We start from the raw sequence: 25321 nt of genomic DNA, 5'->3' as shown, positions 1-25321 counted from the left end.
ATCCACTGTTGCCCGGCCGTGTTGGCCAGTTTTTGTTTAACACAGGAATTTTTATGCTGTTTATGGGTTACCTCCTGCTGGGGGCCTTTGCCGGTATGCTGGCGGGGTTGTTCGGGATTGGCGGTGGATTGATCATTGTTCCCGTGCTGGTGGTCAGTTTTCGGGCGATGGGATTTGAACCCGAAATCATTACCCATTTGGCCCTGGGCACTTCCCTTCCCACCATGATCTTTACCGGATTCAGCTCGCTTAGAGCGCACCAGGAAGCGGGCGCCGTCGACTGGGTGATGATCCGCCGATTAGGGGCTGGTATGTTGGTTGGTGCTTGGCTCGGTGGTATGACGGCCAATCTGCTCAGTGCCAGTACCCTCAATATCATTATCGGCTGCTTCGCCTGGACTATGGCGCTGCAGATGGGGCTTAACCTCAAGCCCAAGGCGGAAAGACACCTGCCAGGAGCGTTCGGCACAGGCATCGCCGGTACCATCATTGGCTGGATGTCAGCGCTGTTTGGTATTGGCGGTGGCTCGCTGACCGTCCCTTATCTGAGCTGGAACTCGGTGCCAATGCGCAATGCGGTAGCGGCCTCTGCAGCTTGCAGCATGCCCATCGCGCTGGCGGGGTGCCTCAGCTACCTCTATGCGGGTTGGGGTCATGCCGATCTGCCCGAGTGGAGTGTGGGCTACATCTATCTGCCCGCCCTGCTGGGCATTGTGCTGACCAGTACCCAGTTTGCCCGCCTTGGTGCCAAGCTGGCACACCGATTGTCACCAAGACGCCTCAAGCAGGCATTTGCTCTGCTGATGCTGCTGGTGGGGGCGAAATTTATGCTGTTTAGCTGATTCATTCGGCAGATTGTTGAAAAATAAGGCAAACGAACAATCGAAGGGTAGAAAGCCGTTGCATTGAACGCCCAGTTTGCCTATTCTCCTCGCCGGTGGTCCTATTGGTCCTCTCGCATTGATAACCCGTCGACCTGGTCAGGACCGGAAGGTAGCAGCCAAGGCGGGGGACTCGAGTGCCGGGATGTGGCTGGTAGGGCCACCACTTGTTTCTGCAATTCAATAAGTTAGCTTCCTAAAGCCCTTGGTCATCCACTTTGTGTGGACGACGAGGAGCTCATCGATGAATCTCTGGCTCAGTCCCCACGGCATCTGGTATTACCGGAAAGTCACCACGCTCCCCTGTGGTCGCCGCAAAGAGATCAAAAAATCCCTGCATACCCGAGACAAGCCGACGGCCCGTGCAGCTGTTGCGAAGCGGCTTGCCTGCGTGGGTTCCAGACCCAAGCCCATTCAGTTGCCTGCAGACGTCAATGTTGCCCCACATGAGCACTCAGTAGCCCGGAATCCGCGGTTTTATTGCTTGGTGACACGCATGGCTGTGTTGTATTTGAGCCGCCCATGGGAAATATGTCTGTTTATCTCGCTTAACAGCGTCTCTTTATTGATGGGCTTGGTGATATACCCGTTCATGCCATGGGAAAGATAGTATTGCTTGGATTCCGGCATCGCATCAGCAGTCAGGGCGATGATGGGGATATCTGCCCAAGGCATCTGGGAGGTGCGGATCCGGGTGGTGGCCACCAGGCCATCCATCACTGGCATCTGGACATCCATCAACACCAGATCAAATTCGGTGTGACCCAGTTTCTCCAGCGCCTCTTCTCCCTGAACGGCCAGTGTGACCTGATGGCCCACGGAGTCGAGCATGGCGCCGATCACCTTGCGGTTGGTGGCATTGTCATCAACCAGCAAGATGCGATAGCTCTCCTGATCCAGCGGCTTGGACGGCAGGCAAACAATCGAGGGGGTCGTGGCTCTAGCGGGCCAGATGTAGGTAAAAGTACTGCCATGTCCCTCGCTGCTCTCTACCGAGATATCGCCGCCCATCAGGCGTGCGAGGTTACGGGATATTTCAAGTCCCAGGCCCGATCCGCCATATTGGCGGGTGATCGAGACATCCGCTTGGGCGAAACGTTGAAACAGGTTCTTTAACTGACTTTTGCTCATGCCGATCCCGGTGTCCTGGATCGAGATGCGTATCGAGTGGCGATCCTGCTCCAACAGGGTGCTATCAACATGGATCTTTACTTCCCCCTGATGGGTGAACTTGATGGCATTGCTCACCAGATTGAAGAGGACCTGGCGCACCCTCAGCGGGTCGATCATCAACCACTCTGGCGTATCGGGGGCAACAGCTAGGGTCAGCTTGATCCCTTTCGCATCGCAGTTGCTCTGCATCAGGGCCCGGATATCCTCCAGCAGCTGAGGCAAGTGATGGGGGGCCAGTTGCAGCTCGATCTTGCCCTCTTCCAGCTTGGATACATCCAGAATGTCGTTAAGCAGACCGAGCAGATGGTTTGCCGATTCCCGCGCCGTCTCCAGATAGTCTCGCTCCCTCGGATCCATATCCCGGTCGGCCAGCAGTGAGAGCATGCCGAGAATGCCATTCATGGGGGTGCGAATTTCATGGCTCATGTTGGCCAAAAAGCTGCTTTTGGCTCTTGTGCCGGCCTCTGCCGCCTGATTTGCCCGCAGCAGTTTGTCATTGAGCTGCTGCATCAGTTTGTGTTGCAGAAACGAGATATTCATTTGCCGCCAGATCAGCAGGGCGAGCACAAAGAGCAGCGCAAATTGCAGGGTCGCGATGAGTGTCGTCGTGATGATCTGCTCCCTCACGCTGTCGCGACGTGCCACATCAAACAGGGTCGCCTGCTGGTTCACCTCCAGAGTCAGCTGATGGAGCAGGGGAAGCAGGGAGGCAAGCTGTTGGCGCAGCTCCTGATGGGCAAGATTGTCGAGCGGCTTGGTGGCTTCCGGCCCGAGCCAGATATCCGCCAGAGAGATGTAGGAGCGAATGGCTTTGCTTGCCTGCTGGTAGATCTCTGTTTGCTGAAGCAGGCTGCGATCCTTGCTCTCCAACACCAGATCCATGCGGCTGACCAGAATATCGTATCTGAGTTGGAAGGTCGGTTGCGACTCATGGAGCAGCGAGCTTTGAAAACGCAGCGCTTCGTTATAGAGCTGGAAATAGTTCCACATCACGTTGTCTTCGCCCTGGCTGGTACTGCGCTGCAGATCCTGAAATTGCCGGTACTGGATGGTACCAATACCGGCAAAGGCAAGGAGCAGCACGCAGAGCACCACAAACAAGAAACGTTGACTGGCCGCCATGGAACGCATGATGGGATCTACTCCACTTTTATCGCGCTGATCTGCCAGATAGCCCGACCGTAATAGAGCTTGTTTTGCAGTTCGGGATATTGATCGAACGGATAGACAAGGAACAGCGGCCCTTTGTCACGCACCGACAGTGGCTTGCCATTGATCGTGCGGGCGAGGATGACCCGATACTGCTCGGCATCGCTTGTCGGCACCTGTACCGAGTAGTCATTGAGCGCGGTAATGGTGAGCTGTTTGCCGGTTGCCCCGACCTTGGCCAATACATCTTGCAGCAGCGGGCCGCGAAAAGTCTTGGCTTCGTCATACCAGGGGGTATGGGTTTTGATTTCGTGTACCGGCAGTTGATCCAGCATGGCGCTGTCCCACAGGGCCAGAGCCTGATGAGTGGGGCTGCTGATGGCGCCTTCAACCTTCAACACGGTGCTGTCAGGGGAGGGGGCTGCGTGTGCGGTGCCGCAAAGGGCTGCCAACAGTGGTGCGATGTAAAGGCCTGCTTTCATGATCTCTCCTTCCTGGAAAATGGCGGCATGGGGGCCGAGCCAACGGTGGCTTGTGAGCTGTGTCCAAGGGTAAGCAATAATCGGGCCCAGTCTAATGGGCTTGAATTATCAGCTATTTAGCCTGTTATCGGGCGATCTCGGCCAAGGTGAATTGCAGTTTGCAACGTGCGGGGGAGGTTAATTGCAATTTGGCAATCAAAACGAGGAGTGGGTGTCGGTGAATAAGGAGCAAAGAGTATCATTTGGAGAACAAGTGCCGTGGCACTGCCCGGCATAACATTTGCAACGTGCTGAATGCCGTGACAGCAAATAGTCTGAGAATCGACAAGGAGCTAGCGATGGAAAGCATGACTTACACCCTTAATGATATCCAGGTAGTGGTACTGGAAAACGAGTTTGACGCGATGGCCGTCAGTGAGCTCCGCCCGTTGTTTGAAACCCTCTCGACCCACCCGGGAGATATCCTGGCCGATATCAGCGATGTTCATTTTATTGATTCATCGGGGATCGGAGCCTTGGTATTTCTCTATAAAAGATTGATTATGAACGGGCATCAGATGGCCCTTGTCTGTGGACCCGGTCAACCTCATGACCTGCTGGAGATGTTGCATATCGACCGGGTGATCCCCTGCCATGAGAGCATCAAGGCCTATATGCGTTCCCGTGGCATGATGGCCGCTGCATCATGAAACGCTTTGGTATCCTGCTTTCGTCCATTCTGCTGTCGGGTTGTGCGCAGTGGCCGCCGGAGGGGTATGGCGGCATGGCAGAGGCAAGACCCACCCGTATTCCGGTCAATGAGGATGAACGGCGGGTCTGGTCTCGTTATGATGAGCGTCAGAAGGAACTCGACTTGCAGCTGACGGAATTAAAGCAAGCGAGTCTGCAGGGGTGTATGCCTGCCGAGTTGAAACGACTACAATCTCAACGTATTGATATCGAACGGGATATGCACGGACGGCTCTGGTCGGATGTAGCCTGGCGTCAGACCGTGTTGGCACAATCACTACAACAAGTACGTTTGCGGCTGCAACAGACAACAGCGGATGGCTGTCGTGCTGATTGGTCAGGGCTCCCCTTACGCCAATGGGGGCAGACGTAACAGACGAAAAGGATGTCTATGAAACGGGGCGCTCTCGAAGGATTGATCTGTGTTCTCTTGCTGTTGTTCACCTGCCCGTTACTGGCCTCCACCTTGTTGGCTCCCGGTGATCGGTTGGCCATAGTGCAACCCGGTGAGCCTGCTTTTGATCAGCCTTTCCAGATCAACAAGCAGGGGGAGATTGCACTGCCTGAAGTCGGCAACGTCGTGGTGGGGGGAAAGACCCTGCAACAGGCGGATGAGCTGATCCGCACCGCCCTCAAACCTGTTTACAACAACCTCTCTCAATTGACCGTCACCTTGCTGGAGAAGCGGCTGCTGATCAGCGTGATGGGCTATGTCAAAAAGCCCGGCAGTTATGATCTGGCGCCCGATGGCAACGTGCAGATGGCCCTCGATGCCGCTGGCGGTCTGGTGCCTGGTGCCCAGCTCAACAATATGCAGGTGCGGCGCGGCAGCACGGTCTCTAGCTTCGACTACAAGCGTTATCTCGATACCGGCGATGCCAGCCTGTTGCCGCCATTGCAATCCCTTGATGTGGTGTTCGTGCCAGCATCCCCTTTGATCGGCAACGTGCAGATCGATTTTGATGCGGCAACCCTGGCGGCAGGCGGGGATGGGGATACCGGCAAGGCGATCAAGGTGTTTGGCGAGGTCAACAGCCCCGGCGCCTTCAGTTTCAAGAGTGGCAACTCCATCGTGGATCTGCTGATGCGGGCAGGTGGGGTGACCCGTTTTGCCGGGGTGGAGCGGATCCGGGTGATCAATGGTGATGCCCCCGAGTTGTTCGATCTCAAAGCCTATCTCGACTCCGGCAACAACAAGCTGCTCCCTAATCTGGCGCCGGGCGCCACCATCTTCGTGCCCAAGGATGAAGAGCAGATAAAACGGGGGGCGCGCACCATCTACATCATGGGCGAGGTGTTCAAACCCGGCGCCTATGAGGGGCGGGAAGGGGACTCCTTCCTCGATATTCTGGCCAATGCCGGCGGCCCGACCCGCTATGCCGAGAGTCGCCAGATCCGTTTGCTGCGCACCGATGGCACGATCGAACCCATCGACTTGCAGGCCTATACCGAAGGGATGCAAAAGGCGCTGCCCCAAGTCAAACCCGGTGATGCCATCTTTGTGCCGGAAAAAACCGATATCAACGAGAAGTCCTGGTTGAAGGTGGCACCCGGGCGGGCGGTGATGGTGATGGGGGCGGTGCGGATCCCGGGCCGCTATGAATGGTCTGACGAGATGTCGCTGCTGGATCTGATCGCCCACGCCGGAGGACCCAACGAGCGGGCCGATATCGCCAAGGTGCAGATCCTGACCGCCGAAGGGGGGCAGGCCACGCCGACCCTGTTTGATCTCGACAAGTTCCTTCATCAGGGCGGGGCGCTGGCCAGCCTGCCGAAGATCCGGGCCGGATTCACCATCATGATCCCCGAGCTGCCCACCGATCCCAGTGACAACAAGTCCCAGTGGGTGCGCCAGTCACCGGACAGTTCCATCTATATCTTCGGTCAGGTCGGAGCCCCCGGTCGCTATGCCTTCAATGAGCAGATGGGGTTTATCGACATCCTGTCTGCCGCCGATGGTCCGACTGCGGCGGCGGATCTGCGCAATGTGCGTATCGCCCATCGCAGTGGCAGCACTGCGCGGGTCAGCAAGCTCGACCTTGCTCTCTACTTTGAAACCGGCGATGAAACCTTGCTGCCCAAGGTGCTGCCCGGCGACTCCATCTACCTGCCGGAGAAGAATCGTCCCTGGCTCGACGAGCCGAAGGAGAACACCATTCGGGTGCTGGGAGCGATAGCCCGTCCCGGTCGCTACCGCTTTGACTCCTCCATGACCCTGCTGGATCTGCTGGCCGAGGCGGGGGGCCCGACCAGCAGCGCCTATATCAAGAAGATTGTGGTGATCAACATGGCCACCAGTGGTCAGGGGGATCAGGCCCGCAGCTTCGATCTCGACGGCTTTGCCAAAGAGCCCGACTTTAGCCAGTTACCGGTGCTGCGCGCAGGGGACACCGTCTTTATCCCTGACAGCAAAAGCAGCAACTGGGCCATCTTCATGGATGGCATGCGCGACATCCTGACCACGATTTCGGTGGTGGCCCTGGTCGGGACGCTTTGATATGAGCATCCCCATTCAATACCTGGAGCTCGAATCCCTCTACGCGGCGACGGTCGCTCGGGGGATCCGCTCGCTGGCGGTCACCTCGTCGGAAGGGGGAGAGGGGGTGAGCTCCATCTGCGATGCGCTGGCAAGGCGCTCGGAAGCGGATGGGCTGCGCACCCTGCTGGTGGATCTCAATCTCTATCACCCCGGCCGCGCCACGGCGGTTGCCTGGGGGCCCAATGATGTGCCCGAGCCGGTGGCCACTGGCCGGTCGTTGTCCCTGCTCCCGGCGCCGGGTAAGGATCTGATGGCTTTTCGCAACAAGGATACCTTGCGCCAATTGCTGGTTCGCTGGCTCGAGCACTACGATGTGGTGATCTTCGATACCTCGCCGCTCACCGCCCTCAATCGGGGCAATATTCCAGCCGATCAGGTGTGTGGGGCCTGTGAAGGGGCGCTGCTGGTGGTGCTGGCGGGAGTGACGCCGACGACCGTGGTACAAAGTGCGGTGGATAAACTGACCCGTGCCGAGGCCAATCTGATTGGCGCAGTCTATAACGACAAGCTCAACCCGGGGCTGGCCAGCGAGATCCTGCGCGAGCTCAACCGGCTGCCCAGCAACCGGGTGACCGAATGGCTCAAGCGCTGGTGTCGGCGCAGTGCCTTGCTCAATTTCCGGATCTGATCGCCCGCTGATGGAGGCCCGATATGGATGACTGGTTGCGATCTGCTCCGGCAACCCTGCAGTCGGTGCGCGAACTGCGCAACCGGCTGGCGCAGGGACTCTCCCTGTTTCAGGTCTCCCCAAAGGATCAAGCCAACTGGCTGCTCTGTTTCAGTGAGCTGGCCACCAATAGCGTCAAACACACAGCGCCTCCCGCGACCCGGCTCTGGCTCACTCTGAAAGAGGATGAAACGGGCTTGAGTCTGATACTGGAGGATGATGGCGGCCCGCAACCCGGTCTTGCCAGTGCGCCGTTACCCGATGAGCTGCAGGAGGGGGGATACGGGCTGGCGCTGGTGCACCAGCTGTTTGCCGAGGTGCACTTCTCTCGCGACGATGATCGCAATCGCGTGACCCTTCGCCAGCAGGGCCCGGTCAACCAGCTGCCGGTGATCGCGGTGATCGACGATGATAAGGTGATGCGTGCCCTGCTCACCGCCTATCTCCATGAGCACTACCGGGTTGAAAGTTATGCCGACTCCCATGCCGCTCTGCTGGCGCTCGGAAAGCAACCTCCCGCGCTGGTGCTCTCCGATATCGAGATGGAAGGGATCGATGGCTTTGGGCTGCGCCAGCAGTTGATGAAGGATCCCAAGATGAAGGGGGTGCCCTTTATCTTCCTGACCGGTCATCAGGATCAGTGGACCCAGAGTCGGGCGGGGGCGCTGGGGATCGATGACTTTCTGGTCAAACCCATCACCAAGCAGGACCTATTGCTGGCGGTTTCGCGGGTGCTGCAACGCTCGCAGCAGCTCAAGTCGCAATGGGGCGAGCAGCTGGATCAGCGCATGACCTCGGCGCTGCGCCCGTTATTGCCCGCCACCTCCATAGGGGGATACCAGCTGGCGTTGCAAACCCGTGCGGCCACCGTGGGGGGCGGGGACTTTCTGCTGGTCAAGGATCGGGTGCTGTGGCTCGGGGATGTGATGGGCCACGATGCAGAAGCCAAGTTTTTTGCCCATGCCTATGCCGGTTATCTGCGCGGTTTGCTGACGGCACACGATCTGGAGCGCGCCCCCGCCCGTTTGCTGACCATCTTGTCCAATGCGGTTCACAGTGATCCGCTCCTCGGGGCTACCCTGCTCACCACCCTCTGCATTGAACTCGGCAACGAGGGGCGGGTGCAGTGGGCCAGCGCGGGCCACCCTGCGCCCTGGCTGGTTGGGCCCGGCACCATCCGTCAGGTCGGCGTGACCGGTCCCTTGCCCGGTTTACGCCCGGATCCCCACTTCGTGACCAATGAGCGTCAGCTCAAGCCCGGCGAGATCCTGCTGTTCTGGACCGACGGCCTGCTCGATAGCCGTGATGCCGCAGAGCGCCAGCGCTGGGAGTCGCAGCTAAAAGAGATCTGCCTGACTTCGGGGCCCGGTCTTGAGCAACTGGCTCATCGCATTGCCCGCTGGTTTGATGAACGCATCAATGATGCTGCCCTCGATGACATGACCCTCTTGCTGGTCGCCTGTCCCGGCGCCTGATCCTGCCCCTCTTTGCCTGACTGGCCCGCTCTATGCAAAGCCTCATTTCAGGTGGCATGGAGCCACGGGAGGAGGGCCTTATGTTACCCATGCAGCAGATCTGGCTGGCCATCGATGCGCGTCAGGTCGGTGGAATAGAAGTTCACATTATCCACTTGGCCAACGATCTGCTGGCCAGGGGATTTCGCCCCACCATAGTGCTGGTGAGCAACCACGGTATGACCCCTTTTACGACCCTGCTCAAACAGCAGGGCTTGCCCTACGAGGTGTGCCAAAATAGCCGCGATTTTATGCGCCGTCTGGCCCGCCAGCCTGCTTCTGTGCTGATCCATACCCACGGCTACAAGGCCGGGGTGCTGGGGCGGCTGACAGCCTGGTTCACCGGTAAATCGGTGGTTTCGACCTTTCACAGTGGGGATGACGGGGAGGGGTTGCTGAAGTTTTACAGCTGGCTGGATCGCACTACAGCGCGTTTTGCGAAGTGTATTGCAGTGAGCGAGCCCATCGCTCGCAAATTGCCTGTGCCAAGCACGGTGATCAGCAACTTTGTCCCCATGCCTGCGACGCCGGCTACGGTAACTGGCAACCGGATTGCCTTTGTCGGCCGCCTCTCGCCGGAAAAGGGGCCGGAGGCGTTCTGCCAGCTCGCAGCCTTCTGCCCGGAAGGGGCGTTTCATCTCTACGGGGATGGCCCCATGAAAAGTGCCTTGTTGCAGCAGTATGGTGATCGCGTCCAGCTTCATGGTTTCCAGAACATGGCCAATGAGTGGCACAACATCGACCTGCTCTGCATCACCTCCCGCTTTGAAGGGTTGCCGCTGGTGGCCCTGGAGGCGATGGCTCACGGCATACCAGTCTGTACCTTTGCGGTGGGGGGCCTGGTCAACCTGATCGATCACAAATCCAATGGCTGGCTGGTGGAGCCCGGCCATGTGCGGGATATGGCGGAGCTGGTCAACTACTGGCTGCGCAGCGATGGGGTGGTGCGCAGCAAAATGAGTCAGGCGGCCCGCAACACCATCGCCAGGGGTTACAGCGTGAGCAACAGAGTGGCCGATATTCTGGCCGTCTACGGCGCCTGAATCACGGAGAAACCTGTCAAAACGAGTGGCCGCTGGCCACTCGTTTTTTATGTGCCGGTGTTAGGGGTTGCAGGGGCGGATTGCTTCTGTGATCACGCAACGCTTGGGTTTCTGCGGTTGGTCAAGCGGACATCCGGCCTGTGGATGGGGCCAGATAATGGCGATCAGGTCGCTGGCTTCTCTGTGATCAACGCGACGTGCCACAACGATGCGTCATAAAAAAGGCCATTGCAGTGGCAATGGCCTGATGGGCGTTGAGATGTGGTTGAGGTAGGCGCGGCGGGATTAGCGCCCCTTTTTGCCGACCATGATGGCGATCGTCTTGCCGATGATATGCACATCCTGCACCAGCCAGCGCCAGGGGTGGAGCAGGGCGACCGAGTAGGCCAGATCGAACGCCAGCTTGCTGCGCACATCATCCAGCGACTCGTCGTAACCCTGATTGACCTGCGCCAGACCGGTAATGCCGGGGGCCACTTCATAGGTGCGTTCGATAAAGTACGGCACCGCATCTTCCAGCCGGTTGGCGATCCCGGGTCGCTCCGGGCGGGGGCCGATCAGCGACATCTCCCCTTTGAGCACATTGATAAACTGCGGCAGCTCATCAAGCCGGGTTTTGCGCAGAAAGTTGCCGCTGCGGGTGATCCGGCTGTCCCCCTTGCCACACCAGACCGGCCCGGTGGCCGCCTCGGCGTCGGCGCGCATGGTGCGAAACTTGATCATGAAAAAGAGCTCGGTATGGGTGGCGTGGCTGCGCCCGATCCGCAGCTGACGAAAGAACACAGGCCCCGGGCTATCGAGCCGGATGGCCAGCATGATCAGCGGCCACAATGGCAGCGTCAGCAGCAGGCCAAGAGTGGCACCGAGCAAATCCATGCTGCGTTTGACCACCAGGGTCAATCTTGGAATGGGGTGTGTCATACGGCTTTCTCCTGTGACATGAAACGTATAGGGGCGCGCAGGCAGTAGCGCAGGGTGCCCATGCCGTTGTACCAGTGTCCGAGTACCAGATAGTGGATCTTGCGAAACAGATTGGGCCAGGGGTGGACAGGGGTCAGCTGGATCAGGATGACCAGCAGATACCCCAGCAGTTGCAGTCCCAGCAGCAGCTGAAACAGCAGGGATTGGGTGGCAAGCGGGATGGCGCAGAGCCAGAGCAGGGTCAGGCAGAGCGGCATCAACACCCGCAGCCCCTTGCCACTGGCAAAGTTGAAGGCAACCCAGCCGAACTTGGGGTGCAGCAGGGGCAGTAACCGCAACAGCTGCTGGGTGTTGCCAGCCCCGATCCGCTGGCGCCGTGTCGCCTCCAGCGCGGCATCGGAAACTTCCAGCTCCAGTGCGGCGCAGCGATTGTCGTAGACAGCCCGATACCCCTTGACGATGGCTTGCATCGGCAAGATGAAATCGTCGTTGATGGTATCGGCGGCCAGCGGGGTGAGGCACTCCCGGCGAATCATGTAAAAGGCCCCGTGGGCCCCCAGCATGCCGCCAAGGGCCGATTCGCAGAGCTTGATCTGGCTTTGATAGTGCCAGTAACTCTCCTCGCCCTGGGAGCCCGGTTGCCAGAAGCGGTACGCTTCCCCGACCACCCCTACCTTGGGATCGGCAAAATGGGCGACCGCCAGCAGCAGGCTGTCGATGGGCAGCAGGGCCGAGACATCGGTGAGGGCCACCAGATCGCTGTGCACCCGGGTCATGGCCTCGTTGAGCACGGCGACCTTGCCGCGATTGCGGGGGTGATCAAACAGCCTGATCTGCAACTGCTGCAGGGCGGGATCACCGAGCTGGCTCAGCGCAATGGGGTAACTGTTGTCGCTGCAGCCGTCGAAATGCACATGCACCCACAGCTTGTCGGCGGGGTAATCGAGGCTGGCGAGGTTTTGCAGCTTGGCCGCGATGGTCGCCGCCTCGTTGTAGACCGGCATCAGCAGGGTGATGGTCGGCAGCGCCTCATCGGCTGCGTCTGTTTTGAATCCCCGATCCAGTGGGCGGGGCGGATTGGCCACCTTGCGCGCCTGCCGACCACCGAATTTGAGCAGCAGGGGATAGCCGACATGGTGGTAGACCACCAGTACAGCGCACAGCCAGAACACGATCATGATCCACTCCATGGGATGCTCCTCTGGTCATCGGGTCGCTTGATCAGCGGCTGTAGAGCTGCTGATAGGCCTGAGCCATCCGGCTCAAGCTGCCTTGCTGGCACACAAACTGTCGGGTGACGGCACGCAGGCTATGGCACTGCAGCAACCCTTGTGCCAGAAGCTGGGCAAGGCGGCCGGGATCCCGCTCCGACAGAATATGGCCGCTGGCCTGACAGACGATCTCTCTGGCCGCCCCCACATCGCTCATCACCACCGGCACCCCGCAGGCCTGCGCTTCCAGCACGCAGAGCGGCATCCCCTCCGCCAGCGAGGGGAGGCAGAAAAGATCCAGCCCCTGATAGAAGTGCGGCATGTTCTCGACCAGCCCCAGAAAATGGACCCGATGGGTGATCCCCAGTTGCTGACACTGTTGTTGCAACGCATTTTGCAAACTGCCGACCCCTGCCAACGCAAGATGCACCTCCTCTGGCAGGGTGCGGATCGCCTCCAGCAGCAAGTTATGTCCCTTGACCGACTCAAGGCGGGCGGCGCAGCCAATCAACTTGACCCCCAGCGGCAGCCCCATCTCCTGTCGGGCGAGGGCGGCGGCGCCCGGGGCAAAGCGCTGCTCATCGATGCCGTTGGGGATCACGGTTGGCGACAGCTGGCCCAGCTTGGCCAGCAGCTGGTTGGCCACCGGCGTGGCATCGGCCACCAGAATGGGTTTGAAGGCGCGCAGTCCCCACAGGGCCAGCGTGCGCTGATGGGGATCATCGAGATACCAGGCATCGTGCTCTGTGTGTACCAGGGTGGGCACCCGTGCCAGCCGACTGGCCAGACCGCCATAGAGCATGGGCCCCAGATGGTGGGTATGTACCGCGACGGGCTTCAGCTGGCGCAGCAACCGGGTGAGCCGCCAGAGGGTTTCCAGCGACCAGCCCGCGGGCTTTTCCAGACAGTGAATATTGCCAGCAAAGGGATGCAGGGCGGGCCACGCCCTTAACACACCCCCTTTGCGCCCTTCGAGGGAGATGATATGCACCGGCTGCTCGGCAGGGCTTGCCTGCGTGAGGTTGAGCACCATGGTCTCCAGCCCGCCGGGCTGCAGGTGCTGCACGATTTGTACGACAGGTTGCACGACGGACTGGGCGCTGGCGCCCCTACGGGGATGGGGTCTGTGCGACGGGGTTGATGACAACATGGTTCGCGCTCCGGCAAGGGAAGGGGTGACACCCCGGATAGCGGGAGAATGCGAATCTTGTACCACTCTTGCGATCTGCCCACAGAGGCGATCAGCACCTCTGGTGGCACTGCCCTTGCATCGTGCGGGGGGAGGGCTTTTCTCAGGGAGTGATGCCATGCCTGTCCAGTTCTATTACAACCTCTACATCATTCTCTTTGCCGCTTGGCGCCGTCGCTATCTGCTGGTGATCCCGGTACTGGTGATGCCGCTGGTGGGCGTGACGGTCGGCTTGCTCACCCCCAAGGAGTATGAGAGCCGCACCACCTTTATGGTGCCGCAAGATGCCAACCAGACACCGACCCTCAAGGATCTGATCACTCAGGAGAGCCTGAAAGATCGCTTTGCGGTGCTTGAAGCCCTGCTGCGCAGCCGTTATGTACTGGATGGGGTGGCGCGGGATCGCGGTCTGGTCAATGATGAGACCCCCCCAGCCCAGCGCGATGCCATCATGGACTGGCTCTCGAGTGCCGTCTCGCTGCGGCTGATCGGCGATGAGGTGATCGAGATAAAGGTCAAGGCGGATTCGGCGGCCAACAGCGCCGGTTTGCTCGAAGCCATTTCGCGGCGCTTTTTCTTCAACCTGCTCAGCAAGGGGCGCCAGTCGGCGGAATCGTCCGAACGTTTCCTGCAAAGCCAGCTCGACAGCCGCCGCAGCGAACTGCAAGCGGCCGAGCAGCTGCTCGCCGATTTTAAACGGGAGCATGCCAGCGCCTTGCCCCAGCAGCAGAGTACCAACGTCGCCCGTCTTTATGGTTTGCAGGAGCGCTATGCCGAGAGCCTGATCACCTTGCAGCAGGCCAAGGCCCGGGTCGATCAGCTATCGCTGGGGCAGGAGAGTCAGCTGGCCCGCCAGCTGGATGAGAAGCTGCAGCTGATGCGCACCGAGCTGGTGTTGCTGCGGGCCCGCTACAGCGACGAGCACAGCAAGGTGCAGAGTCTGCGCTATCAGATTGACCAGTTGCAGCAGGAGTTCGAGCAGCTCAAATCCCAGCCGGATATGGCCCGCGGGCCCGAGTGGCAGCTGGCCCAGACGCAGCTGACGGAGGCGGAGCAAAACGCCGCCGGCTTGAAGAGCCAGCTGGATGGGCTGGACAAGGTGGTCGACTCCCAGGGGGATACCGAGCGCCAGCTCGCCGAGCTGGAGCGGGATCTTGCGGTCAAGCGCACTCTCTATCAGGATTTGCTGCTGCGCTATGAGAAGGCCAAGGTGACCGGCGATCTGGGCAACTTCGAGCAGGGGGAGCGGATCAAGGTGATCGACAAGCCCTTTGCCCCCAGCAAGCCGAGCAACTACCCGCTCTGGCTGTTTCTGCTGGCGGGCATTGTTGGCGGGCTGGGGCTCGGCTGCGGTCTTGCGCTGGTGGCCGAACTGGCGGATGCCAGCCTGCGCCGCTCCGATCAGCTGGCCGCCCTGGTCAAGGCACCGGTTCTAAGCCGGATTCCCTACTGCGAGCCGGTGCCGGACTATCCATCCCATAGTGATCAGGCGCTCGATGGGCAGGTGCTGCCCATGTCACCAGAGCCGGGGTGATTGCCGTAAAAGCGGGCTATCAGCCTGAATCTGGATATTTCTGATTAGGCCTCTTAATGAGGCCTTTTTTATATCGTGAAGATGGTGGAGTAAACATCGCGGCAAGCCGATAAAAGAGGAGATAGGCTGCATTTTCTATTTCCGTTTGTTGACTGTGGTCATACCCAGTGTTAAAAGTGGAGCCGGCTCAAGGCTATTGATAATGGACTTATGAATCAGGCGCTGGTTGGTAATACAGTGATTTTAATATTATCTATTGGTTGTTATGACGAGTGGTAGGGCGGAGTTAGATGGAAGGCGTTAATAACATATTAATCGTGTGATCCATATAATTACTTTTAGGTTTAAAGGAGAGAGTATGGACCAAAACATGGTCGCATTACATTCACATTGGTTAAATGCTGATGCTATAAAAGTCGTAATTAGTGCCGATATTCCTGTCGATGGGATATTTCCAAGTGAATTACAAACACTCTCTCAGTTTGGTTCTGCATTTCGTCGGATTTCAGTTTTTTATTCATTGTTATACGTTGTTGTGGAAGGCTATCGAGAGAAGGGTTTTTCTAATGATAAAATAGATTTGCTATTAGAAAGAACCGACTTTATAGATGCTTTGCGACTTTTTAGAAATGCTACATTTCACTACCAAAAAGAGCCAATACCTGAAAAGTTATTGAAATTTCTAGAAGCCAAAAATAGTGAAATTTGGATTCAAGATCTTCACATTTCTTTTAGAGTGTTTTTTGAACAGAAATTGCCAATACAGGGCACAATCGAAAAGCTGAATGCTTAACAAACGCTCAAGAGATACTATCAGCGTAGGGCGTTTCCACTCCCTTAGGTGAGCATTATATGTAAGAGAACTATGGAAAAATTATCTACAAAATTAAGCAAGATAGATCAACTAGAAACATGGAAGGATCATATCCAAGGATTCACTAGATCTGAAGTGGCTCAAGCATATGAAGAAGCTAAGCCATTATGGGTTAATAGGATGCTCTCTGAGCACAAGCTCTATCTACACCCTGACGTTATTAATCAGCTTGAAAAGCAGTGCTGGGTTCCTACTGATTTACAGAAAAGAATGATATGGGCTAGCCTTATTGGTTCTGATGAGAGTTTCAGCAGTAAAAAGAGGATGTACAAGATAAAAGATAGTCTCATAAAAAAATATGGATGGGATTGGTGGGAAGATGTTTATTCTCGGCTAAAACATGTTTATGCAGCTAAAGAAAGAATAAAGAAAATTCATTCTGGTCCGGCGGTGTCAACCTTCATTAGCCAAACATTTCTTGGTGCAGAGATCGCAAATGATGAGCGGCTAAGAGCTCTTAAAATGATCCCGAGAATATGAAATCTATAACAGGTGAAAGTCACATGACTCGTAGGTTACGATTACACTTAGATAGTCGAATGTACGGCTCTAGGAGGAAAATTGGAAGCTGATTTTCGAGAGATAAGCTCGTAGGTTCGATTAGCCGGTAGGCGTAATCGGACGCTCGCGGTGACACTCCGCGTCAATATGGCAATAACGTAACGACCGGTGCCAGTTCGAGAGTCAGTTTTTGGTGGGGCGAAGTGGTAATCTGGGCTGTTTTTGGTGAGTTAAAAAGAAATATTTTAGAAAGACCGCGAACGTCCGATTACGCTGCGCTAATCGAACCTACGGCCCTTTGGTTGTCGAGTTTCGGTGGCTCGGAGAAGAGGTAAGAGGGGCGCATTTTGGCTAGTTAAAGAAACATATTACATAATGGCCGCGAACGTCCGATTGCACTTCGCTAATCGAACCTACAGCCCTTAAATTATAATTAACATTTAAAATTATTTTTTATTTAAGTGTTTTTAATTGGTTGTGGTGATTTGTGATAGAATGAAATTATATTGAAGGATGTATTTATAAATAAATCCAGCCTTACATATAGTTACAGTCATGTATCGTTGTGGGATATTTTAGTTGTTTTAAATAGGTTGCTATATGGATTTTAACGGACAGCAGAAAATTATTGATATGCTTAGTTGTTGCCACAGGGATCTTGCATATATCGCCAGCGAGATGGGAACATTGGACTATCTCAATAAAGAGTCTTTGTTGAATTATTATATTTTCAAGGCTATTAACAGTGAAGTCCACATGTGGCTTTTAAATATAAATAACAACTCAGTGGTCACGCTCGCAAGCAGAAACATCTTTGAACTGTACTTAATCATGCTTGAGGTCAATTCAAATGAAGAATCACTGTACAGATTTTATGCGCAATTGGCAGGCGATAGAGATGTTCTAAACTCAGCATTTATAAAAAAGTGTAAAGATGCTGATTATCCACTATCAGAAAGTGGTTATAGTATGCTTCAGAAGGAGCCTATTCCTACTATCTTTGAAAATGTCGCAACTCATCCTTTTAATATTCGTAATTTGGCTGTTGTGCATGACTACCTAGAGGACTATGAATTTTTCTATAAGTTAAGTTCAAAATTGATTCATCCCTCTGCACTAAAAGTGTTCGGCATTGAACAAAATAGCCATCAATATGAAGTGGTGGCAATGGTGGGGTATCACTTTATGTCTAAAGCGACAGATTATGCAGTTCATTTATATAACGAGAAATTAGCCATTAGAAAAGCCAAAATATAACAAATTGTTCAAAGGCGACGCTTAACGCTTTGTGTTGTCAGCTTTTTATTGGGAAACGGTAGTTGGTAAAGTATGGCAGCTACGACCACTCTATGGGCCAATAGTATGCTAATGAACACAGTTGCCGTGTATATCTTGCTTAATGTTATGACGAAGCCAAAAAATCAGGGAGCCATTGCTCCCTAATCGCGACACACGGGGTGATAAATCAGCCGATGGCGGGTGCCAGTTGCCCGTTGGCGGGCTGCAGGCGTCCTTGGTTACGGCGCTGATAGCGCCAGGCCAGCAGTAGCGGCATACCGAGCAGCAGCTGGGCGGCCAGCGGGATCTCCTCGATGGGAGCGGCCAGTGCCCCTTCCGGAATAATGCCCCCTTCAATTTCGGCCGCCAGTTTGAGCTGCAAGGCATTGCCAAAGTCGGCGAAGGTGGTGGCATTGATGACAAATGCATCCTGACCGCCCGCCACGTTCTCCACATACCACTCTTGCAACACCCCATCGGCATAGTCCTGACCTATGGTGATGCCGTTGATGGTATCGATGCCGGAGGCGAGCAGTTGATCACGCACGGTGGCGGTATCCAGCCCTGCGTTCTGGATACCGTCACCCGACACATCCATCACCTGGCGGGCGGCGGTGAAGTCGTTGGTATCAAACTGCAAGCCACCAAAGGCCATGGCCGAACCGGGTGCCGTCATCCCCGCATAGGGGCGCACCAGGGCATCAAGGGTGGCGGCGAAGTTGTTGATGGAGGTCATGTCGTAGAGGTGGAACCAGTCGGTCATCACGCTCTGCTGGGTCGAGCCGCTCCACATGATCATCTGTACCGCAATTGACCCCAGCTTGCCGCCGCTGGTATCGAGGATGGCGCTTTGTACATCCTGACTGTAAAAGGCGTCCACATAGCCCTGTAATTGCAGATTGAATTCCGATGAACTGACACTGCCCGACACATCCATCAGCAGTTGCAGTTCGGTATCGACTTCGGTCAAGGCGTATGCGGGGGAGGTTACCAACAACATCCCCAGCAGCCCTGCCAACGGTTTGAGTTTCATTGCTCACTCCTTCTCCCTGGCGCTAGTGCCAGCAGGGTGGAATGAATAAAGCGTGCCAGCTTTGGCGAATCCTCTGACTTGGCTTGATCCGGGTGAGGTCGGGCAGGCATGGAACTTGCGACAGCGGTCAAAAGCGCTGATAACCGGCAGGAGTTGCGATGGAGATCCGTCCCTGGCAGTGGGCACCCAACTGGCTGCTACTTGGTTTGGCCAATCAGTGGGGCATGGTGTGGCTCAATATGGGCCACTTCAACTTGCTGGTGGTGTTGCTGATTGCTATCTGGTGGCAAATTGCATCGCGGGTTGCACCGAGCTGGCGCCCGCATCCACTGGCGCTCGCCCTCTTTATCCTGCTGATCCTGATCCCCAGCGCCAGTTGCAAGGCGCTGGCCTGTCTGCTGCTGGTGGCCTCGCTATGGCGCCGTCATCAGAGTGGCGATGAGCGGGCGGTGTTGCAGATTGTGCTCGCCTTTACCGTGGCGGTGTTGTGGGGGCAGCAGGTGTTTGCCCTGCTCTCCGGCCCTGTGCTGGCGCTCGATGCCTGGGGGGTGGGCCAGTGGTTGCAGCTGCTGGGCTGGGAGACTCGCCTTGATGGCAATCGCATCGAGCGGTTGGGGGGCCATGCCCTGATTGTGCTCAAGGGGTGCTCCTCGTTTTCTCAACTCTATCTGGTGGTGCTCTCCTGGCTGGTCTCCTGTTGCTGGCTGGCGCCGGAGCGCCCACTCTACCGGCAGTGGCCCATGTTGCTGCTGGTTTGTCTGCTCTATATCGGGGCCAATCAGCTGCGGTTGGTGCTGATGAGCCTGGATCTGCGCTGGTATGGCTGGCTGCATACCGGCTCGCTGGCCCAGCTCTACCAGTGGGCCATCATGTTGCTGGTGATGACCATCCTCTTTATCCGGGGACGCCGTGATGCATCTATCTAGGGGATATCTGCTGCTGTTGCTGGTGGCGCTGCTCAGTGCTGCCGCCATGGGCTGGCGTTATCAGAACCGGGCAGTTAACGAGGGGGCCAAGCCGATGCTGCTGGAGCTGGTCCAGCTGGGATGGCGCTTGCGGGTGGCCACGCCGGTATTGGGCGGCACCTATGTCAGCTATCAGCTGGCCCATCCCCGCTGTGACGGCCTGCTGCAGGCCATGCTGGTGGCGCCGGATCGGGAGGCGATGTCAGTGACGCTGGCGAGTGAAGGAATGAGTCAGGGGGTGATGTTTTTAGGCGAGCTGCACCAGAGCCCGCCGCTGCTCTCTTACCGTCTGACCCAGGGTTGGCGCAAATTGTGGGGGCTGGCCCCTTATCCCCTCTATCGGGTGGCTTTGCCAACCTCTTGCCTCGGCCTTATTGCGCCGCCGCTGGGGTGACCGACCCCGGTTCACCGTTTGGCAGAATGCGGATCAGCAAGGTATTGGGGGCCAGCATGGGGTCATAGCGGGGCTCCAGTTCAATGGCGCGAGCTCCCAGCAAACGGGTGAGTGCGGTTAGCCGCACGCTCGCCATCCGCGCACTCTCCAGCATGTCGGTTTGCAACCCGGGACCGCTTACCAGCGCAATTCGGGCCGGATCCTTACGGCCTAAAAACTGATGCAGCAGCTGCTCCTGATCCGCTGACAGTTGTGTCTCCGCTTGCTGGTACTGCAGTTGCAGCTGGGGCTGTTCGGCCATTTGTTGTTCCCGCAACTGGTTGAGGATCGGCAGGGTCTCATTGACCGGCTCCTGACGGGCGCAACCGGTGAGGATCAGCAGCGGCAGCATCAGAGGCAACAGGCGGGGCAGGACGCAGTCTTTTGCTGTGGATCGGGGAGTCTGGTTGGCCATACACAGTCACTTCAGGAGGATGAGTTGGCACCAGTTTGCAATGTTTTCAATCCCTTGGCCAGTTGTTCAATCTCGCGGCGCCACTGGATCCAGGCGGCAGAGGGCAGTTGCTCTGCCACCTGCCAGCGGGTCGGCAGCTGATCGCGCAGGCGTTCCAGTAGCAAGGCGGCCTCCACCTGATAGCGGGCCTCCTGCTCCAGCCAGGCGAGCCAGCGCAGATCCTCTATGGCTTGCTGCAACAGCAACAGATCGTGGGAGAGGCGGTGCGCCTCGCAGGCTTGCGGGCCGAGCAGCATAAAGTCGCTCTCCCGCCCATCGGTGGGGTCATAGGGCAGGGCGGTGGGCATGCGGCCATGCCACTGCAAATAGCCCTCGGCGCCGCTTTGCCACAGATAGAACCCGGCGGCTCTCGGGGTGCCCAGATTGTAAAACCAGGGGGTGACCTTGTGCTGGAGCACCCGCGCCACATCGGCCTTGTCGGCGCCAAAGCCTGCGTTGATCAGGGCAATCTCCACCTCTGCCAGCAGACCAACCTGACCCGGATGATTGAAGTGGCCTGCGCGGATCACCGCCGGATCCCGCCGTTTCATCTCTCGCGCCAGGCTTGTAATGGCGGGCAGGGTGGCAAGATCGGGCTCATCAAACAGGCTCCATGCCACTGGCGGCAAGCCGCTGGCGGTCAGCCCCTGTTGCCGCGTCTGCCACTGTTCAAGCTGGCTGACAGGGTCGCCCCCCCAGCGTTTGAGCGGGGTATAGGCCAGCAGGGGGGGCACAAAACCGAGCCCCACCGCCTCTCCCATGACCTCCCGCATCCCCGCTTCATCCTGTGGCAGGGCGGGTGAAAGGCCGCTGATCCCGAGTTTGGCGAGCCGCTGCAGATCGCAGCGACTGGCCTCGGCGATCTGCTCTTTTAACGCCTCGGGATTGGGGCTCAGCCAATTCAGATAAGGGGGCGCTTCGACATAGATGCCGACCGGCTTGCTGGCCGCGGGCAGAGTCAGCGGCAGCACCTCGATAGTCAGTGGCAATTGCACCAGTTGCTGCTGGCTCAGCAGCTGAATATTGCCCAGATAGTGACCGGCAGGCGCATCGCGAGGGACTGTGATCTGCAGCACCAGACGCCGAGGTACGCCTGCCAGCAGGGTGAGCCCGGCGATCCCCTCGACCAGCTCCTGATCCGAGGGGGCCAACAGGGTGCCGCTCGCCTGCGGGCGAACCAGATGCCACTTGCCGTAATAGGGGGTCAGCTCCAGCGGCGATCCTGCCTGCTCGGGGGGCTGGATCACCAGCAAGGGGGCCGGATCGTCGGTGGCGGCGTGGATGGCAAACTCCAGCAACAGCTGGCTGCCACGGGCGGCCAGCACGGGTTGCGCAGCCTGCTTCAACGCATCGGCCGCAGATAGCGGGGCGATCTGCAGGGTTGGGGCGGCATCCGTAATCGGCGTGAGGCTCAATTGCTGCGCAGCTGGGGCTGGGGTTGGGGAATAGGGGGCCAGAGTCCACTTTTCCAAAAACAGCTGGCGCTGCTTGGTCAGCACGCTTGCGGTAGCGTCAGCCAATACGGCGAGATCTTTTCCACTATTCGGGAGAGCCTCTTTGCGGGTGCTGGCCGGATAGGGGGCAAGCAGCAGCCCCGCCAGGTATTTGGCATCCGGTGAGTGACCCACCAATGTGATAGTGAGCGGGCCGCCGGGGTGGTTCAGGGTGACATGAACCGGGCCGCCCTGTCGTGCCCCGAACAGCTGCCAGGGATCCGGATTTGGCAGTGCCTCGCGAGATTGCCCCGCCAGATAGCGCTGCGTTAGCCACTCCTGCGGTTGCCACTGCTCGGCCCAGATGGGCTCGCCATTGACCAGCACGCTGCGCTCGAAGGGGTGGGGCAGGTACTCCCATTCACCTGGGTCATCCAGCCAGAGGGTGAGCTGGTAGCGTCCTTTGGCCAGGTCCAGCCGCACCCCGTCGAGATTGCGCAGCCCATCGCGCACAAGGGCATCGCCGGAGGGACGCAAGATGGGGGTGGGGTGGCCAATCAGCCGGGGATCCCCCGGGCTCAGGGGCTCAAAGCCGGTAAAGCGGGGCGCAGCCGCCGCCCCCAGATCCAGCGCAATGGTGCCCGCAGGCAGGGTCAGACCGGGTTCCCAGTACCAGCGGTGAATGGTCATTGAGGGGGCGTTATCGGCCATAAAGAGATAGAGCTTGGTGAGTTTGTCCAGCGCCAGCGCTCTGGGCTGGCTGGTGCGCCACTCGCTCAAGGCAAAGCGCTGGGTGAAGGGGCCGGGTGCGACAATCCGCTCCAGATTGACTCGGCTGCGGTAGTTGACCGAGGCGTTATCGTCGATACGCAGGATCAGGGTTTGTGGGCGGGCGCTGGGGTTATAGCCCTCGATCACCAGTTCATCATCGCTGCCTATTGGCCAGTTGTGGGTGCTCAGATCGAGCCGCTGGGGTGTCTGGTTGCCTGTCAGGGGCAGCGGGGTCAGCCCCTCCAGCCGGGTGGCGGCCATTGCTGCATGGCAGCAGAGCAGGATAACCAGCCAAAGCCCTCTGCTCATCCGGCCAGCCCCTTCAACCAGTTATTCAGCTCGGCAGCCTTGTGATCCCAGCTTTGCAGGGCCACCTGCTGTTGGCGAGTGTGGCGCCCTTCGCTGCGGGTGAGCCCCTCCCAGCCACTCTCCTGAAACCAGCCCGGATTGGGTTGATCAAAGGCGGCCCGGTTGATGGCCTGGGCCAGGCTCTCCCCATCGTGGGGGAGCTGGATCTGATCCCGATAGCCATCGAGAGCCGGAAAATCGGTGCTGACGATGGGCCTCCCTGCGGCCAGATATTCGCGCAATTTCAATGGATTGCAGGCACGGATCTGGGCGTTGTCGACAAAGGGCAGCAGACTCACCTGCCAGTGCTGGGCATAGGCCGCCAGCGTGTGGTGGGGACGGGGCCCCAGCAAATGGATATTGGGGAGCCCCTTGAGGGGGGAGATATCGGTCTGGACCGGGCCAATCAGCACCAGATCCCAGTGGGGCAGGGCGGCAGCCGTCTCTGCCAGCAGGGGAATATCAATCCAGTCGCTCAGGCTGCCGTAAAAACCGGCAATGGGGCGGCCGGAGGGGAGATCCGCCGGGCGTTCTCTGGGGGGCATAAACAGCTCGAGATCCACGCCGTGGCTGAGGAGCCGGGTTTTATGGGGGGGAAAGCGGCTGGCCAGCGCGGGGCTGGCGGCCAGAATGAGATCCGCTTTTTCCACCAGTCGGGCCTCGCAGTGAGCGATGGCTTGATGATCCACCCCCGCCAGCGCAGAGAAGTCATCGCCGCAGTAGTAGATCACCGCCCGCTCTTCGAGCTTGCCAATCAGATCGACGGCGCTGGGCAGGGAGATCCAGAGCAAGGGGCGATCCAGCTCGGGCAACTGGCGCCGGATCTGCGCCGCCAGCCAGTGGCCATTGATCTTGCCCGCCAGCCGACTGCCCGGCAGTGGCAAGGCGAGCGGCGGCAGAACCCGGGGGCTGCTGGCGTCGACTGGCGCAACCGACTGGCCGCCAGCATGGCGCGCGCCGCGCAGCACGGCCCCCACTTTGCGGACGATGCGGGTGAGATCATGAAGGGTAAAGCGGGGACAGCGCATGCCGATGGAGTTGACCCAGAGCACCTGATAATCGGGCAACAGACGCTTGATCAGGTGTTGGGTGCTGGAGGGGTGCTGGCCCCAATCCTCTCCCAATACCACCAGTTGCGGCAGTGTGTGTGGTTTCATGCAAAGGTCTCCGAAGCGTGTGCGGGGTCGCTGTGATCCTGTGGTTGCAAGGGGCGCAGTACGGTGGCCGGTACACCCGCTGCCAGCACACCTGCGGGCAGGTCCCGGGTGACGACGCTGCCTGCGGCGACAATGGTACCGGCGCCTATGGTGACGCCGGCCATCACCATCACCCCGGTGCCAAGCCAGACATCCTGCTCCAGCACAATGGCCCCCACCTGCTCATCGCGATCCGGTTTGCCAAGGGCACGATCGCGGGCGTTGACCGGGTGCCCCGGGTAGCCCGCCAGAAAGGCACGGCCAGCAATTCTGACGTTATCCCCCAGCACTATCTTGCTGCCCACCGCCAGGGTGGTTTGCCAGCCAATCCCGACATTGCGGCCAATGACCAGCCGTGGTGTCTGGCTCGATGCCCGGCCGCTGATGGTCATGGCGGCGCTGAGGCGGCAGTCGGCACCAATTTCGATGGTGACCGGACCGCAGATATAGGGGATGCCACCATAGAGATAGAGGCGCGGGGCGGGTGCCGTGAGGCGAGATTGAAACAAGGGGGTCCACCAAAGGGTGCGGGTCAGGGTTGCCAGCGCATTGCTGCCCAGCAGATAGAGCCGATAAAGCAGCCGATGCAGGGGAGGGATCACGGGGAATGACCAGTGGCGGGCACTTTTGGCCAGTCGCCATACCCGGCGGGCCAGTGGCGTCTCTCCCTGTTTGGCCCAGCTTTTCATCCGGTGCAGGTTGATGGTGTTCATGGCGACCTCTCCCTCTGGTGCAGTCCGTTGCTCGCTAAGCAGAAAGCAGGGATCGGGCCAACAGGAGGACCCCTGTTAGAACGGGCCAAATGGGGCTAAGAGGAGGGGCAGATTGCGCTGGTCGGTGCAATTTGCAGCCAGCGTTGTGCAAAACGCAAATGCCAGTCTCATTCTGGGCTTGTTCAGGCCGGTTAAGCCGCACTAAGGGGCTATCGCTTCAGGGCGGGAGTGAGTGGCGTGGGCTTTGCATTAGCGGTAGCTGACCCGAAGCGGGATGCTTCGGGAGGCTG

23 protein-coding genes and 1 other RNA gene are annotated in these 25321 nt (G+C 58.3%); 14 read left to right on the top strand and 10 right to left on the bottom strand.

Annotated elements, in window-relative coordinates; all coding sequences use genetic code 11:
- The first annotated feature begins 53 nt into the window (after positions 1–53).
- Together G5221_RS01925 and ffs are read left to right on the top strand one after the other, a co-directional pair.
- Positions 54–842, top strand: a complete 789-nt coding sequence (locus tag G5221_RS01925) for a sulfite exporter TauE/SafE family protein (protein WP_421262704.1) — start codon at positions 54–56, stop codon at positions 840–842.
- Between the two features lie 102 nt (positions 843–944).
- Positions 945–1041: signal recognition particle sRNA small type (gene ffs / locus G5221_RS01920), an RNA gene on the top strand.
- Positions 1042–1358: 317 nt separating this feature from the next.
- On the opposite strand, the gene G5221_RS01915 is transcribed toward ffs, so the two are convergent.
- Together G5221_RS01915 and G5221_RS01910 are read right to left on the bottom strand one after the other, a co-directional pair.
- Positions 1359–3185: an ATP-binding protein gene (locus G5221_RS01915; protein ID WP_203118039.1), complete on the bottom strand. Its 1827-nt coding sequence runs from the start codon at positions 3183–3185 to the stop codon at positions 1359–1361.
- 8 nt (positions 3186–3193) lie between these two features.
- Complete coding sequence (locus G5221_RS01910) at positions 3194–3685, bottom strand: molybdopterin-dependent oxidoreductase (protein ID WP_421262703.1); 492 nt, start codon at positions 3683–3685, stop codon at positions 3194–3196.
- Between the two features lie 338 nt (positions 3686–4023).
- Here G5221_RS01910 and G5221_RS01905 point away from each other — a divergent pair, with 338 nt between their 5' ends.
- The 6 genes from G5221_RS01905 to G5221_RS01880 all read left to right on the top strand — a co-directional run bounded on the left by G5221_RS01905 (position 4024) and on the right by G5221_RS01880 (position 10177).
- The gene (locus G5221_RS01905) at positions 4024–4374 is read left to right on the top strand and encodes an STAS domain-containing protein (protein WP_005333409.1); all 351 of its coding nucleotides are present in this window, start codon (positions 4024–4026) and stop codon (positions 4372–4374) included.
- Positions 4371–4787 carry a hypothetical protein gene (locus tag G5221_RS01900; RefSeq protein WP_005351415.1) on the top strand — a complete coding sequence of 139 codons (417 nt, stop codon included), beginning with the start codon at positions 4371–4373 and terminating at the stop codon, positions 4785–4787. The genes G5221_RS01905 and G5221_RS01900 overlap by 4 nt, the downstream gene beginning before the upstream one ends.
- An 18-nt stretch (positions 4788–4805) precedes the next feature.
- On the top strand, positions 4806–6911 hold the full coding sequence (locus G5221_RS01895) for an SLBB domain-containing protein (RefSeq protein ID WP_236316733.1): 2106 nt from the start codon (positions 4806–4808) through the stop codon (positions 6909–6911).
- 1 nt (position 6912) lies between these two features.
- Entirely contained in the window at positions 6913–7581 is a 669-nt protein-coding gene (locus G5221_RS01890) for a tyrosine-protein kinase family protein (protein ID WP_005360129.1), read from the top strand.
- 23 nt (positions 7582–7604) lie between these two features.
- A complete protein-coding gene (locus tag G5221_RS01885) occupies positions 7605–9095 on the top strand; it encodes a SpoIIE family protein phosphatase (protein ID WP_421262702.1) in 1491 nt (496 codons plus the stop codon).
- 80 nt (positions 9096–9175) lie between these two features.
- Positions 9176–10177 carry a glycosyltransferase family 4 protein gene (locus tag G5221_RS01880; RefSeq protein WP_421262701.1) on the top strand — a complete coding sequence of 334 codons (1002 nt, stop codon included), beginning with the start codon at positions 9176–9178 and terminating at the stop codon, positions 10175–10177.
- 285 nt (positions 10178–10462) lie between these two features.
- Here the strand turns inward: G5221_RS01880 and G5221_RS01875 are convergent, their stop codons facing one another.
- From G5221_RS01875 to G5221_RS01865, 3 genes are read right to left on the bottom strand one after another with little or no spacing between them, the layout of a single operon-like run.
- The gene (locus tag G5221_RS01875; RefSeq protein WP_021230259.1) at positions 10463–11098 is read right to left on the bottom strand and encodes a sugar transferase; all 636 of its coding nucleotides are present in this window, start codon (positions 11096–11098) and stop codon (positions 10463–10465) included.
- Positions 11095–12288, bottom strand: coding sequence for a glycosyltransferase family 2 protein (locus G5221_RS01870; protein ID WP_421262700.1), 1194 nt, complete (start codon positions 12286–12288; stop codon positions 11095–11097). Before G5221_RS01870 ends, G5221_RS01875 begins: the two co-directional genes overlap by 4 nt.
- 31 nt (positions 12289–12319) lie before the next feature.
- Positions 12320–13459, bottom strand: coding sequence for a glycosyltransferase (locus G5221_RS01865; RefSeq protein ID WP_421262699.1), 1140 nt, complete (start codon positions 13457–13459; stop codon positions 12320–12322).
- A 157-nt stretch (positions 13460–13616) separates the two neighbouring features.
- Between G5221_RS01865 and G5221_RS01860 the strand changes: the two genes are divergently transcribed.
- From G5221_RS01860 to G5221_RS01845, 4 genes are all read left to right on the top strand, one after another.
- Complete coding sequence (locus G5221_RS01860; RefSeq protein WP_043819760.1) at positions 13617–15032, top strand: GumC family protein; 1416 nt, start codon at positions 13617–13619, stop codon at positions 15030–15032.
- A gap of 358 nt (positions 15033–15390) precedes the next feature.
- Positions 15391–15825 carry a hypothetical protein gene (locus tag G5221_RS01855; protein ID WP_088869114.1) on the top strand — a complete coding sequence of 145 codons (435 nt, stop codon included), beginning with the start codon at positions 15391–15393 and terminating at the stop codon, positions 15823–15825.
- Positions 15826–15897: 72 nt separating this feature from the next.
- A complete protein-coding gene (locus G5221_RS01850; protein WP_421262698.1) occupies positions 15898–16386 on the top strand; it encodes a hypothetical protein in 489 nt (162 codons plus the stop codon).
- Between the two features lie 621 nt (positions 16387–17007).
- On the top strand, positions 17008–17664 hold the full coding sequence (locus G5221_RS01845) for a hypothetical protein (RefSeq protein WP_421262697.1): 657 nt from the start codon (positions 17008–17010) through the stop codon (positions 17662–17664).
- 208 nt (positions 17665–17872) lie between these two features.
- Here G5221_RS01845 and G5221_RS01840 read toward each other — a convergent pair whose 3' ends face one another.
- The gene (locus tag G5221_RS01840) at positions 17873–18718 is read right to left on the bottom strand and encodes a DUF1194 domain-containing protein (protein WP_088869111.1); all 846 of its coding nucleotides are present in this window, start codon (positions 18716–18718) and stop codon (positions 17873–17875) included.
- A 158-nt stretch (positions 18719–18876) separates the two neighbouring features.
- Between G5221_RS01840 and G5221_RS01835 the strand changes: the two genes are divergently transcribed.
- Both G5221_RS01835 and G5221_RS01830 read left to right on the top strand, forming a co-directional pair.
- Positions 18877–19644 (top strand): hypothetical protein, encoded by a 768-nt coding sequence (locus G5221_RS01835; protein WP_005351432.1) that lies wholly within the window; start codon positions 18877–18879, stop codon positions 19642–19644.
- Positions 19631–20077 (top strand): hypothetical protein, encoded by a 447-nt coding sequence (locus G5221_RS01830; RefSeq protein WP_421262696.1) that lies wholly within the window; start codon positions 19631–19633, stop codon positions 20075–20077. Before G5221_RS01835 ends, G5221_RS01830 begins: the two co-directional genes overlap by 14 nt.
- Here the strand turns inward: G5221_RS01830 and G5221_RS01825 are convergent.
- From G5221_RS01825 to G5221_RS01810, 4 genes are read right to left on the bottom strand one after another with little or no spacing between them, the layout of a single operon-like run.
- Positions 20055–20531 carry a hypothetical protein gene (locus G5221_RS01825; RefSeq protein ID WP_421262695.1) on the bottom strand — a complete coding sequence of 159 codons (477 nt, stop codon included), beginning with the start codon at positions 20529–20531 and terminating at the stop codon, positions 20055–20057. The genes G5221_RS01830 and G5221_RS01825 overlap by 23 nt on opposite strands.
- Before the next feature lie 11 nt (positions 20532–20542).
- On the bottom strand, positions 20543–23083 hold the full coding sequence (locus G5221_RS01820) for a hypothetical protein (RefSeq protein WP_421262694.1): 2541 nt from the start codon (positions 23081–23083) through the stop codon (positions 20543–20545).
- Positions 23080–24279: a glycosyltransferase gene (locus G5221_RS01815; protein WP_421262693.1), complete on the bottom strand. Its 1200-nt coding sequence runs from the start codon at positions 24277–24279 to the stop codon at positions 23080–23082. The genes G5221_RS01820 and G5221_RS01815 overlap by 4 nt, the downstream gene beginning before the upstream one ends.
- A complete protein-coding gene (locus G5221_RS01810) occupies positions 24276–25031 on the bottom strand; it encodes an acyltransferase (RefSeq protein ID WP_362772082.1) in 756 nt (251 codons plus the stop codon). Before G5221_RS01810 ends, G5221_RS01815 begins: the two co-directional genes overlap by 4 nt.
- Positions 25032–25321: the final 290 nt, after the last annotated feature.

The sequence above is a fragment of the Aeromonas sp. 602200 genome, from assembly GCF_049173895.1.
In the GTDB taxonomy this organism is placed as follows: domain Bacteria; phylum Pseudomonadota; class Gammaproteobacteria; order Enterobacterales; family Aeromonadaceae; genus Aeromonas; species Aeromonas veronii_A.
This window is presented reverse-complemented; position numbering and strand designations above follow the sequence as displayed.